This is a genomic window from Deltaproteobacteria bacterium (assembly GCA_016930875.1).
Taxonomy (GTDB): domain Bacteria; phylum Desulfobacterota; class Desulfobacteria; order Desulfobacterales.
On sequence record JAFGFW010000021.1, the window covers coordinates 69,228 to 81,427 of the forward strand.

11 protein-coding genes and 1 CRISPR repeat array are annotated in these 12,200 nt (G+C 47.7%); of the genes, 10 read left to right on the plus strand and 1 reads right to left on the minus strand.

What is annotated here, in order from left to right:
- The first annotated feature begins 156 nt into the window (after nucleotides 1-156).
- Complete coding sequence (locus JW883_02200; protein MBN1841076.1) at nucleotides 157-1,086, plus strand: WYL domain-containing protein; 930 nt, start codon at nucleotides 157-159, stop codon at nucleotides 1,084-1,086.
- Nucleotides 1,087-1,177: 91 nt separating this feature from the next.
- Here the strand turns inward: JW883_02200 and JW883_02205 are convergent, their stop codons facing one another.
- Nucleotides 1,178-1,411: a hypothetical protein gene (locus tag JW883_02205; protein MBN1841077.1), complete on the minus strand. Its 234-nt coding sequence runs from the start codon at nucleotides 1,409-1,411 to the stop codon at nucleotides 1,178-1,180.
- 145 nt (nucleotides 1,412-1,556) lie between these two features.
- Here JW883_02205 and JW883_02210 point away from each other — a divergent pair, with 145 nt between their 5' ends.
- From JW883_02210 to cas2, 9 genes are all read left to right on the plus strand, one after another.
- Nucleotides 1,557-1,778, plus strand: coding sequence for a hypothetical protein (locus JW883_02210; GenBank protein ID MBN1841078.1), 222 nt, complete (start codon nucleotides 1,557-1,559; stop codon nucleotides 1,776-1,778).
- Nucleotides 1,779-2,013: 235 nt separating this feature from the next.
- Nucleotides 2,014-3,987, plus strand: a complete 1,974-nt coding sequence (locus JW883_02215; GenBank protein MBN1841079.1) for a hypothetical protein — start codon at nucleotides 2,014-2,016, stop codon at nucleotides 3,985-3,987.
- Between the two features lie 19 nt (nucleotides 3,988-4,006).
- Nucleotides 4,007-4,960, plus strand: a complete 954-nt coding sequence (locus tag JW883_02220; GenBank protein MBN1841080.1) for a hypothetical protein — start codon at nucleotides 4,007-4,009, stop codon at nucleotides 4,958-4,960.
- A gap of 116 nt (nucleotides 4,961-5,076) precedes the next feature.
- Complete coding sequence (locus JW883_02225) at nucleotides 5,077-5,799, plus strand: hypothetical protein (protein MBN1841081.1); 723 nt, start codon at nucleotides 5,077-5,079, stop codon at nucleotides 5,797-5,799.
- Nucleotides 5,796-6,563 carry a hypothetical protein gene (locus tag JW883_02230; GenBank protein ID MBN1841082.1) on the plus strand — a complete coding sequence of 256 codons (768 nt, stop codon included), beginning with the start codon at nucleotides 5,796-5,798 and terminating at the stop codon, nucleotides 6,561-6,563. The genes JW883_02225 and JW883_02230 overlap by 4 nt, the downstream gene beginning before the upstream one ends.
- Nucleotides 6,553-8,397: a CRISPR-associated helicase Cas3' gene (gene cas3, locus JW883_02235; GenBank protein MBN1841083.1), complete on the plus strand. Its 1,845-nt coding sequence runs from the start codon at nucleotides 6,553-6,555 to the stop codon at nucleotides 8,395-8,397. Before JW883_02230 ends, cas3 begins: the two co-directional genes overlap by 11 nt.
- Nucleotide 8,398: 1 nt before the next feature.
- Nucleotides 8,399-9,181, plus strand: a complete 783-nt coding sequence (gene cas6 / locus JW883_02240; GenBank protein MBN1841084.1) for a CRISPR-associated endoribonuclease Cas6 — start codon at nucleotides 8,399-8,401, stop codon at nucleotides 9,179-9,181.
- The gene (gene cas1 / locus JW883_02245; GenBank protein ID MBN1841085.1) at nucleotides 9,178-10,845 is read left to right on the plus strand and encodes a CRISPR-associated endonuclease Cas1; all 1,668 of its coding nucleotides are present in this window, start codon (nucleotides 9,178-9,180) and stop codon (nucleotides 10,843-10,845) included. Before cas6 ends, cas1 begins: the two co-directional genes overlap by 4 nt.
- Nucleotides 10,842-11,123 (plus strand): CRISPR-associated endonuclease Cas2, encoded by a 282-nt coding sequence (gene cas2, locus JW883_02250; protein MBN1841086.1) that lies wholly within the window; start codon nucleotides 10,842-10,844, stop codon nucleotides 11,121-11,123. The genes cas1 and cas2 overlap by 4 nt, the downstream gene beginning before the upstream one ends.
- A gap of 191 nt (nucleotides 11,124-11,314) precedes the next feature.
- Nucleotides 11,315-12,150: direct repeats of the CRISPR family, unit length 36 nt; unit sequence GAAGGAATAACCGAATTCCCTGAAAGGGATTGAAAC.
- The last annotated feature ends 50 nt before the right edge of the window (nucleotides 12,151-12,200 follow it).

The following is a 12,200-nucleotide window of genomic DNA, read 5'->3' on the forward strand; positions in this document are numbered from 1 at the left end:
CTTTTTTGTCATTTCGACCGATTTTCGACGTCCGTGTTTCCGACAGTATACCCTGGGGTAGACTGAGGCAATATTATGGTTTGACCGCAGAAAATCTCGCTATATACTAAGACCATGCAACGCATGATCTCCCCTGCCGTAAGAAGGACATACCGCTTGATCAAACTGATCCAGGAGATTAAGTGCAGTCCAAAACAACCCATTGATCGATTGATCCATAATCTCGGAATAAGCAAGGCCCAATTTTACAAAGACAAAAAGTCCTTGGCAGAGTTGGAATTCGAGTTTCGTTACAGCAGGCCGCTCGGCCGCTTTGTCGTCACCAAAGATGCCTTCCTGCCTGTTGAAGATTTGAGTATCAGCGAACGCCTATCCCTCGTGATGGCCGTAAGGCAGTTGTCAGCCGCTGGAGACTACCTCCTCAGTTTTGAGGGCCTGAATGCGGCCCGCAAATTGACGGCAGACCTTCCGGGGCCGCTTCGGGACAGCACACACGTGTTGTTTGACGACCTGGTTCTAAAGCAGGGCTTTGGCTGCGACAGAAAGATCCTGGAAAGGCTTCAAACCGCCATAGGCGAAAGCAGACGCGTGGTCCTTGATTATTTGCGGCCCGAATCAGACAAACCAACACCTGAAGAATTAGACCCATATCATCTCTTTTTCAAGAGGCGTGCCCTTTACGTAGAAGGATATTCCTGGACCGAAAAAGGAATCCGCATGTACCGGGTCAACCGGATCAAGGCCGTTCGCTTTACACCCATGCAGTTTACAGTCAGGCAAGATTATGATTTTGCCAGGCGTCATAAAAACGCCTTTTCAGCCTTCCCTGGCGAGCAAACCGAAAAAGTCGCGGTTCGTTTCAGCCCAAAGGTTCGCCCTTACATCGAAGAATCCCTCTGGCACTACAGTCAGGTCATTAGCAAGGAAAAGGATGGAACAATCCGGTTTGAAGTGGACGTAGCCGAACCGAGAGAGGTTATGTGGTGGGCCTTTCAGTGGGGGGCAGAGGCGGAGATCCTGGAACCGGGATGGCTGCGGGAGGAGGCGAAAAGGGAAATGATAAAGATGAGTAAGCGTTATGATTAATCCTGAAACCTGCGTTATTTGAACGGGTTCAGAATGTGGATATCATCAATGACTGTGTCGTGTGATAAATCTTCGGTAAGAAAAGAAGGCCCTATCTTTCATGAAGCTCGTTCCTGGTCCATGTCTTTGGTCCAACCTGGATTGGCCTTTTTTTCATCAAGTCGATTATTCGATTCATGGCCTCCTGGTATTGTTCGTCATGGTGGACCAGGTTTTCCAATTGACCTCTCACAAATTTGGTCAGGGTCGTTTTTCTTTTTTGACAGGCAATCCTGGCCTTATAGAGAACGTCTTCGTCGAGAGAAAGGGTCAAATTTCGTCTCATGTCCACCCTCCTGTGCTCACATATTATGTGAAAAAGAATAGTATGTTGTCTGCAACATGTCAAACAAAAATGATCGAATCAACATCCCATGAAAAAAGTCAGACGTTGTCCGTCCTTTTGTCCGGACTCAAGAGCACGGTTAGTTGTGAATGCAAGTTTCCCAGATGCTGTTTGGAAAATCTCTACTGCCCTTGGCGGTACGAACAACAAGGTCTTTGCCTCACTTTACAAGCTTCAACTCCCTGATCCGGAAATCCTGGCACGGAAGATCGAAGCGGAACGGCGGCGTCTGGAACAACGGCAGGGTTTGAAAAAGCCGATCCCCCTCACCCAAACCCTCTCCCCCGTGGGGGAGAGGGCAGGGTGAGGGGGCAACCTCAAGTTTGAGAAGTTGCGAGAATTGGAGGTGGCAGAACTGAGGGAGGTTATGTGGTGGGCCTTTAAGTGGGGGGCGGAAGGCACAAGCGCTAACTTGTCACAGCGAGGGGTGGCATGGACAAACTTGTTTGTCCGTGCAAAATATGGGAAAGCCTTATGTGAATGATAATTAGGCAATTATATTAGTCTATGGAGTATCTGACATAAGTGAGGAGCGAGAACACATGGAACATTTTTCATCGGAGTATTTCATCCTCCTGACAGAGGACGAGCTTTCCGCCCTTGTAAAGGCTAAGAACCGGGATGATTTTCAACCTGAATTGAAGGAGTTTCTTTACGCCGCCAAAAGGCTCAAACAACTTCGCCAACTTCCTTTTGACTCTGGCATTGAGGAATGGGTTGCTCCCCAGCTAATACTCAAGGATGGCGGTGAGGTTTTTGACAAAATACAAAGGCGCAGAGGCCACAGGGAGGTACATCCACTTCCGGCAAGACCCGGCGAACCGCAAATGGCTCTGAGCTATGACTGGTTTTGGGATCAATTCTGCGCTTTCTTGCGCGACAAAAGGATTTGGGCCTATAGGATCGAGACGCAACTGATTTTGGTCTGTCCTGAAGATGTTCCTTTTTCCATAGAGGAAGAGTGGGCAAATTTCTGGTCAGAGATCTCTTCTATGGAGAACCTCAAACAGTCCATTGAAGTATTCCTAAACAACAAGACCTTGTTCAAGAAGCAGGCAAAACCATGGGATTCCAAGGATATTCCCATACTATCAGAGGATATGGCCAGATATCTGATTCACTATTATCAAGATGGCAAATCGAAGAAAAAACATTTCAAGCAGGGAAGCATACCCAAGGCCATTGCAGAACTGGAAGAAGTGATACAGAGTTGCAACTATGCATCCATTCCGTTTAATCAGGCCAGCCCCACTGACCATGTTCAAGGCGGAGATTTTTTTCTCGGTCAAGAATATGTCAGGTGTGCCGCCTGCGGGGAAATCATTCGAAGAAGAGATGGTCTTAAAAGGCTGGCTATATTCATAAAAGATTCGGACGAACGTCCTCAATCCGGCAGACACAAAGACGACCTCAATATTTTTTGCAAACGTTGTATCGCCACAGTCTTCCTCTGTCCAGTCAAACTAGCGCCCGAAACGCTAACAGTCAGGTTCTTGGAAGCACAAAGCTCCAAAGGATCTGCAACGCCTGAAAGGTCCATCGAAACAGAATTGAAAAAATATGTTGCCCAAAGCCTTCATGTTCATGCGGGCAACTTTGTCAGCCTTCATCTCACGGAATCTGTTGACAGGAAACCTCTTTGTCAAATCTGGGGGGCTTACCATTACGCTTTGTGGAAGATGGCTGTGACCTTTCCTCCTGAATTGTTCGCGCAGGGTTTTTCTGTTGAAGCCTATCCGGGTGAAGAGACTTTTCGACTGCCCCGTTGGTCCCTGTGGTTTGTTTCTTCTCTCGCAGCATGGGACGGAGTATTTCGATACAATTGCTACGGAAAGAAAGATTTCAGACCTCACTTTGCTCAGTTCCTGCGTTTGGTGGCCCGCAAGAAGATTTTTCAAGCGCTTTATGTTTTGATTTCAGGACAGTTGATAGGGAACTATGCACAATCATGGAGGATCAATCAACTTCAGGATATTTGGAAGGAATTTGAAACCATACTAAAGGAGGACAAGATGCCAACCACTGATTATCGGAGAATCGCCGGGTTTGTTGGATTGCTCCTTCCCCTTGCTGAACGGGTGCAAGCAAGCAGACAGTCCGACGATGAAAAAAGGACAGCCATCAAGAAGTTGTTGGAAGAGGTGGATCAGCCCATTCAGTATGCCTATACAGCGGCCAGGGAAAGCGGGTATACGGATTTCATATTATGTAAGAGCCCGGGCAACAGGTATTTCTATGAAAAGGCCATCGAGCTTCTGAAGTGGGCAGGAGAAGAAATCGCGAATTTGGAGAATGAGGCGGAACGGCTAGCAAACAAATATGAGAAATTGTCTTGGGCAAAGGATGTCGAAGACAAGGTTTGTATTCGTTCAGATCAGATAGTGAGAGTGGCCGGCTCGCTGAGAAATGAAAATGAGAAGCCGTACAAAAACGAGACGGATTGGCGGGCTTTTGCATACCAGGTAAAGCTTGCCTTGTGGAGCATGTTCCCAAAGTATCTTGGGTCCAGAAATTGATATTTGAAAGGAGAAAAAAATGCCAACATTAAGTGGGTTACCTAAAACGAAGTCACCTCGTAACCATTATGACATTTATACTATTTTCGAAGCTCCTCAAGAGCTTTATTTTGGTGATGAGAAACAGGTTAATGTCAATATTGTGGAAAAGGTGCGAATCCAGTCGCCGGAAGGTGAGAAAGAAAAATGCTACATCAGCCCTACCAAGAGACGTGGAGTGGAAAGAAGGTGTTTGCTGTGGAGCGACGCTGATGGTCAGTTACTAATGGACAAGCTTGTTTGCGGCATTCCAAACACATGCTGCAAAGAATCTTGTCCTGTTTGTAGCGTCTATGGCGGCCTCATCACCGGAGAAAGGACCTTCATAGGAAGAATAACCCATTCGGGAGGCGTCGCAATTTTGCCACAAATAACAATTGAAAAACAACGAGCAATGCATCCAGCAATTATGGGGAATTTCAGAGAAGAAGTATCCAAAGAGCTTTTGGGTACCATAAATAAAGAACAAAATAGAAAGAAAGACGCCAACAAGTATAAGAAAGCCAGCGATCTCACCGAACCTATGCCGTATCGAAAAGAATACGCACAGCCCGGACTACTTTATCCTGTTTCCAATCACTGTCTGTCTATCAGCTCCGATGAATTCGCAACTGTTGCGTATGCCTTTTTGATGAGTTTAAATCGTTTGGGGGCGGGAAACCCCAAAGGCGTCTCTTTTGCCAGGGCCGCATGGGACGGCCAAGAGGATGAACCGTTGTTGGTAGTGGATGAATATAGAGTGCCCTTAGGCGAAAGGCCGATTGTTAGTCCTTCTGTAAGTGATAACGCCACAGCCATAGGAACCTTCATCAAACTGGCAAAGAGTGTTTCTTCAAACTCGGCTGATAAATTCAGCAGAAGCACGGGTAACGAGGCCTTAAAAAAACTTCAAGATGCTGCCAAGGTCTTTGAACAAAAGCATCTACAGGCGTGATGGCGAGGTATTTCATGGAATCCATATGGATATCGGAAATGGTATTTAGACCGACTGGACCTCTTACTTTCCGGCGGATGCCGTCCGGGATTTTGCACATCATGAGTTATCCTTTCATGCCGCCTACAACCATGAGCGGTTTCCTGAAAAGGCTTCTGTATATTGCCGAAGAGAAAGAATGGCCTGGATACGGTGACGACTGGTATAGAAAAAGAGGATCGCCGGGTAGTGAATTCACGCTGACTCTTGACAAGGAATACCGCACCTTGGGCGCTTTTCCTGACCGGAATAGGTGGAGCATTCACAAAACACGACGGCACGGTCCCAAAAATTTCAAGCACAAGGAATTCTCACAAATGCTTCGCACAGAGCACAAGGAAAACTATGAATTGCATCATTGGGACTATCTTTTTTGTGAAGAGCTTAAGGGTTGGGTGGCGGCCAAGGAGAGACTCCATCTTGAGAAACTGAAGTCTTTGAAAAACTTTGGTGGCAAGGCAGGTAAGGAAGGGTATGTTTTTGTTAGGGAGGTAGGCGAGCCCCGGGAACTAACCCTTGCAGAGGGTGATTTTCGACCGCTTGGACTGGTGACACAGCCATTCAGACCCTCATCAGGGACATTCTACAACCTTTATGGCCACCACTGGAGCAAGGACTACGAATGGTCAAACGGGGAAAAAGGAGGCGTGGTCGGGTACAGACAGTTGGGCGCGTGGTGGAACGTAAGCAGCGTCACAGGACCCTATTGGGCCATGGCTGAGGGGGTCGGTTTTCCAGCCCATGCCCCTGACTCTTTTCTAAAAGGGGACGTTGAACCGTTTTACGGAGCAGGCATATGAACTACTGGGGGCGGATTTTTTTTATTTATGAAGGCGAGACCTTGACAAGGATTTTGGGCCAGTCTCTCGAAAACCATACATCAAATTGCACGGCCATACTTGAAAAATTCGCCTCATCATATTTTCATGAAGAAACCAGGGATCGGCTTATGACAGCGGTTGAGCTTCATGACCTTGGCAAACGTGACACTTTCAGGATTAGATACGATGAATACGAGGAACGAGACAAAGAAAAAGGTAAGGGAAAACGCGCGAGAAAGGGCAAGGGGCAAGTCAACGAAAGAGGCAAGCTTGTTTATAGTTTTGCAGGACACCGCTTCAGAGTGCCTCATGATGATCCCTATGTGGCAGGTCTAATCCGTGCGCATCATGAATTCTCCGTGCAACAGATAAACAGGGAAAAGGCGCGCCTCTTGTCCGAAGAGGACAAAAAGAGGTTTGCCGATGATCTTTACCTCCTTTGCATGGCCGATCAGCTTGAAGCCGAACTGGCAGTAAAGGCAGTAGAAGAAAAAGAAGATGTCCCTCGCACATTCATGGAGTTTACCACCGTGAGGTCAGACATGCAGCCGGGGACTTTCACAGTTGTACCGTGGCCATTTGGAGTTTCATCCTTTTCGCTTTCTTTTGACTTAAAAGAGCTGTCCCTTGATGGTCTCGATAGAAAAAACCCGAAGACTGTCCAAGAGGCTCTCAAGGAAGCTAAGAATTTTGAGCAGGAAAAGATCACTATAAATCTGTCGGAGAAATTGGATGAACATTAATGACTACTATCAGCAGGCAGCGGAGTTTTCTCCAAACCCTCTTCAGGAAGAAGTGTGGAAAAGCTATTATCAAGGGGATGGCCATCCTGCATTCCTCGTAAGAGCAGGAACAGGCACGGGAAAAACCGAGGCGGTTCTTCTTCCTGCGCTGGCAGATTCGGTTCAGCGAAGGATCATAATGGTTCTGCCTTCAAAGGCCTTGATCGAGGACATGGGAGAACGAGTCAAGAAAATCGGGGAAAGGCTTTCGAAGAATAGGCTCTGCGATTTGAATATAACAGTGGATATGGGCGGAAGTTGCAGGCGTTTTTCCTGTCGGCACGGGAAGGCCGAAGCGAATACATATCCCAGGCATCTTTTTGCGGATGATGTCATCATTACAACGCTCGACAAATTCCTTTTTCGTCTGTTTGGATATGGCGAAAAAATCAAGTCTTATATCTTTCCACACCGCGTCTTTGGTTCCAGCCTAGGGAAACGTCCCTTTGTGATCTTTGATGAAGCCCATGAATACGAGGGTGTGGCATTTGGAAACTTCATAAAACTGCTTGAAGCTCTGTTTATCAAGGGAAAAGATCTGTGTGTAATGAGTGCCACCTTGCCGCCAAGATTTGCCAGCTTCCTCACTTCCATCGACGCCACTGACGGCAGCCTAGCTGAACAACAGGCCGTTTATCAAGAAAAAGCAATGAAAATGGTGAGTCAGGATAAATTCCTCAGCCATATTTCTTCCCTCTCTTTTTCGAAGGAAATCGTAGCTGGCCTCGCTCATAGAGTCAGAGAACACTACAACGGGTCAAAAAGAATCATTGCCAGGACCGAGTTTGTGAGTGATCTTATCAAATTATACGACAAATTAAAGGAGTTCAATCCTCTCATCTATCACGGCAGGTTAACATCTCGCCAGCGGCGGGACGTCATTCATAAATTGATCGAATGTCAAGATAAAGACCAAGGTTTTTTGGTCCTTGCCACTTCCGCCATTGAAGCTGGTTGCGACATCGACGCACACCTAATCGTTACTGAAATTTGTAACCCTGACAGTCTGGTGCAACTGGCAGGCAGGCTAAACCGGAAAGGCGTGATGAATGATGCGGAATTGGTGATTGTGGGAGACAAAATAAAGCCGATAGTGTCTTGCCTTGACAAGGACTCCGTCAAAACCTACTTGGATGATCTCAAAGGCATGAACGGTGTTTTTGATCCTGACGAGTTGAAAAAATACTTTGATCCTCCCAAAGGAGATTGGATGGGGGAAATCCTTTTCGACATGCTCTGGGAATATGTCTATGAAGGGGATTTGACGAGCAAACCCTTATGGGACAGAGGCATTCTGGTTACTAGGAGCTGGGAGCCGTCGGTTACCTTGTGTACGGGGTTAGAGCAGGAGACGAAACTTCCGATGAATCCCGTCCAAGTGGGGATAAGCAGATTAGCAGCACAGACAAATAAGTGGGGTGAAAATCTCAAGAATGAAAAGGTGAGCGAATACTTGTCGGTTGAAGACGATGGCACGTGGCATGCGGAAGTCCATCGAGCCTTTTTTAATGCTGACCGATGGGAAGAGAGCAGATGGTCAGTCTATCCTTTTCCCGAATACCGCATCAGTGCTTATGAAAAGACCGTCCTTTGTGTCATTGGCGAAGAGTTCACACACCTCTATTTCGACAATGTGTTGGGATACAAGAGGATTCCGAAGGTCTTTCTTAGAGGATACAAAAGCGGTTTTGAACGCATCTTGCAGCACAAACCACTGCAAAAAAGGGACGGTACCTTTAAAGTGGAGAACAAATGGGTAAAGGATTCAGGCAGCATCTGGTACCTGGAGCGTTGAGATGCCTGTAACAGCTATCATAAACATGCGTGCTTTGACCGGCGGGGCAATGCCCCGCTCCTTTCACTGCCTCATGCATCCCCTTTTCCTTGACCGCATTTCAGAGGCAGACTCAGAGTTGGGAGAGGCCGTTCACAGTTCCGGGGCCATGGTTCCTTTTTCAATATCGCCTGTAATGGGCAGGAAGATCAAGGGGGCTATCCTTGAAAACGAGAGCTACTGGGTGCGGCTTTGCTTCCTCCAGGCAGAACTTGAAGATGTGTTCCTCAATACCCTTGAGAGGGGTTTGTGGAACGAACCAATGCATCTGGGCGACCTCTCATTTCAGGTGGAAGATGTGATCCTTGGAAGACAGGACGGCAATCCATGGAGCGGACGAAGAAGCTATGAGGAGATGCTTTGTGATGGTCCAGTCTCCCAAAACGTGGCTTTACGTTTGGCAAGTCCGGTTTCCTTCAAACGAGGGGATCTGCATTATCCGCTTCCTGATCCGGGTATGATTTTTGGCAACCTGGCAAGGCGGTGGAATCTCTTCTCCTCTGAAAAGGTGCCGGAAAAACCGATCTGCACGGATGTGAGCTATTCTTTTCTTGATATTTGCACAGAGCCTTATGCATTGAGGAAAGGGGGCAGTATTTTGGGAACAATAGGAAGACTCACTTTTATTTTCCAGGGCAATGAAGAGATGTGGCGGTATTATCGAACGCTCCTTGATTTCGCCTTTTTCTCCGGCATCGGAGTCAAGACCACCCAGGGCATGGGGATGTGCAGAATCATCGAATGAGCATGAGTGAAGCAGCCAACCATATTCCGGTCTCCTATCTCAACGCCTACGTTTACTGCCCCAGGCGGTTTTACCTGGAGCATGTCCGGGGAATGTTCGAAGATAATGTTCACACCATTGAAGGCCGAAGCCGTCATCGGGTTGTGGATATGAGGGGAAGGGAAGCGAAGCCCGCTAAGAAAGAGGAAGTGATTCATCGGCGGTCAGTGTCTTTTTCTTCAGACAGGCTGGGCATAACCGGCAAGCTGGATCTGGTGGAAGAAAAGGAAGGCCAGGGGATTTACCCGGTTGAGTACAAGAAGGGCAAGAAGCCGAAGGATAGAGATCCCTGGCCCAATGACCAGGTACAACTGTGCGCCCAGGCGCTTTTGATGGGAGAAAACGGGCTGCACTTTCCGAGCAAAGGTTACCTCTATTACATCAGCTCCAGGGCCAGGGTCGAAGTCCCCATGAGCGAGAAGCTGATAGAAGAGACAAAGGGGACTATTGCCGGATGCCACGAGATTTCAAGAAAGGAAATCGCCCCTCCCCTGGTCGAGAATCGCAATAAATGCTTTGGCTGTTCGTTGAACGCGATCTGCCTCCCTGAAGAAGAGGAGGTAGCAAAGGGGAAGAAGGTCAACGCGCGGACGATTCTTCCCATGGGTCTGGACGGCGATGTCCTCTATGTGGACACCATCGGCGCATATCTCGGGCTTTCGGGCCAAAAAATAAAGATCACGGCTCCCGGCGGCGCACAAGTCGGGGGAGCTTCCCTGGAAACCCTGAGAGAGGTTGTGCTTTGCGGTCCTGTGCAGGCTACCAGCCAAGTTCTCCACGCCTGTCTGAAACACAACATCCCGGTTCATTACATGAACCTCTATGGCCGGTATCTGGGCCTGTCCACACCGTTGCTTCATTATCATGGTATTATGAGGGAGGCCCAGTGGCGAGCCCACTTCGATACTTTTCGCTCTCTTGAATTGGCCAAGGCAGTGGTGTGGGCCAAGCTGACAAACATGAGGACTCTCATGATGCGCTACCTCAGAGATGAGCGGACTGATGTTGATAAGGAGAATTTCAGACGTCTCCGGGATCTGAGAAAAAAAGCTGAAAACGCAAAAGACAGGTCTACGCTCCGGGGTTATGAGGGACTTGGAGGGAAGATCTATTTCAGCCAGCTTGGCCGTTATATCAAGCTGGACAAGCAATCATTTTTCCCGTTTGCCGGCAGAAACAGAAGACCCCCAAGAGATCCGGTGAATGCTCTCTTGAGTTTTGGCTATAGCCTCCTTGCCAAGGACTGCACAGGGACAGCGATCCGTGTGGGCCTTGATCCGTATTGTGGCTTTTATCATACCATGAAATACGGTCGCCCTTCACTGGCGCTCGATGTCATGGAGGTCTTTCGTCAACCAGTGGTTGATTCGCTGGTCTTAACTTGCATCAATAATGGCGTATTCACTCGAAAAGACTTCTACCAGTATCAGAACGTCTGTTATCTTAACGAAAAAGGAAGGAAGAAGTTCTTGGCTCAGTACCAAATGCGCAAGAACGATTTGGTCACGCATCCCAAGTTCCATTACAGGCTAAGTTACGAGAGGACAATTGAGATCCAGTTCCGCCTGCTTGGCAAATACCTCCTGGGCGATATTGACAACTACGAGGGCTTTCATATCAGATGAAAAGAAACTATCTGGTGGGCTACGATATTTCTGATCAAAAAAGACTGGCAAAGGTTGCCAAGGTAATGACAGAGTTCGGGTTAAGGATTCAGTATAGCTTTTTTCACTGCATCTTGGCGGATAGGCAGAAGAAGCGCATGAAGGAACGTCTGACGGACATCATCAAAGAAGGAGATGACCAGATAATCATTCTTCCGGTGACCGAAAGACAACTAAAGGAAATAGAATTTGTGGGATTCAAGATCAACCTTCACATGGAAGGCATTATTATTGTGTGACTTGCGAGCGGTGGCGAAGAAGAAAAACTGCAGGGAGTGCCCGCATATTCAATATGTCTTTAACGTGAGGGACTTACACATGAAGCAGGAGAGTGCTTATGCGTCATTTTGGCATAAGCAGCAGGCGAGGCTGGAACCTCTCGTAATGTGTGACAGAAAGCCTTGCCAGTGATACTTCCATGGAAGATGCTGAAGGAATAACCGAATTCCCTGAAAGGGATTGAAACGCGTTGATCCTCTGATAGACGATAATCCTGAGACCATGAAGGAATAACCGAATTCCCTGAAAGGGATTGAAACAGAGACTCCCATACACGCCAAAGTCAAGAATCCGTGAAGGAATAACCGAATTCCCTGAAAGGGATTGAAACTTTTCTCCAGCGACCAAAGAGCAAACCGTATTTACGGGAAGGAATAACCGAATTCCCTGAAAGGGATTGAAACGCCCGACGTTTCTCTCTCATGCCAGATATGGGTCTGCGAAGGAATAACCGAATTCCCTGAAAGGGATTGAAACTCGAAAATGTTGGAGTTCCAAAAGGTACAGCAGATTTCGAAGGAATAACCGAATTCCCTGAAAGGGATTGAAACCCGGTTCCTGCATGGCCTCGGCAAACCGCTTGTTGATCGAAGGAATAACCGAATTCCCTGAAAGGGATTGAAACTTGAGGATATGAAGGAAACGAAATGATAAGTTATTTGAAGGAATAACCGAATTCCCTGAAAGGGATTGAAACATGCCCTCCGCGCTTTGATCCTCTCCCCTACACCGGGAAGGAATAACCGAATTCCCTGAAAGGGATTGAAACCACCCAGGGAAGCACAAGCGGAGCCGAACACCGCCTTGAAGGAATAACCGAATTCCCTGAAAGGGATTGAAACACCAGGGTTGAGAGTTTGGTGTGTTGCATAAGAGTATGAAGGAATAACCGAATTCCCTGAAAGGGATTGAAACGTGAACACATCCGTAACGACCTGCGCCCCCTCCATGGAAGGAATAACCGAATTCCCTGAAAGGGATTGAAACTAAAAGTCGAATCGGGCGGCGTCTCCGCAGTTCGCATGAAGGAATAACCG

What these genes read in the sequence shown, in the direction of transcription:
- JW883_02230 (MBN1841082.1), top strand. Translation starts at nt 5,796, where the DNA reads ATGAACTACTGGGGGCGGATTTTTTTTATTTATGAAGGCGAGACCTTG.
- JW883_02220 (MBN1841080.1), top strand. Translation starts at nt 4,007, where the DNA reads ATGCCAACATTAAGTGGGTTACCTAAAACGAAGTCACCTCGTAACCAT.
- cas3 (MBN1841083.1), top strand. Translation starts at nt 6,553, where the DNA reads ATGAACATTAATGACTACTATCAGCAGGCAGCGGAGTTTTCTCCAAAC.
- cas1 (MBN1841085.1), top strand. Translation starts at nt 9,178, where the DNA reads ATGAGCATGAGTGAAGCAGCCAACCATATTCCGGTCTCCTATCTCAAC.
- JW883_02215 (MBN1841079.1), top strand. Translation starts at nt 2,014, where the DNA reads ATGGAACATTTTTCATCGGAGTATTTCATCCTCCTGACAGAGGACGAG.
- JW883_02205 (MBN1841077.1), bottom strand. Translation starts at nt 1,411, where the DNA reads ATGAGACGAAATTTGACCCTTTCTCTCGACGAAGACGTTCTCTATAAG.
- cas2 (MBN1841086.1), top strand. Translation starts at nt 10,842, where the DNA reads ATGAAAAGAAACTATCTGGTGGGCTACGATATTTCTGATCAAAAAAGA.
- JW883_02225 (MBN1841081.1), top strand. Translation starts at nt 5,077, where the DNA reads ATGCCGCCTACAACCATGAGCGGTTTCCTGAAAAGGCTTCTGTATATT.
- cas6 (MBN1841084.1), top strand. Translation starts at nt 8,399, where the DNA reads ATGCCTGTAACAGCTATCATAAACATGCGTGCTTTGACCGGCGGGGCA.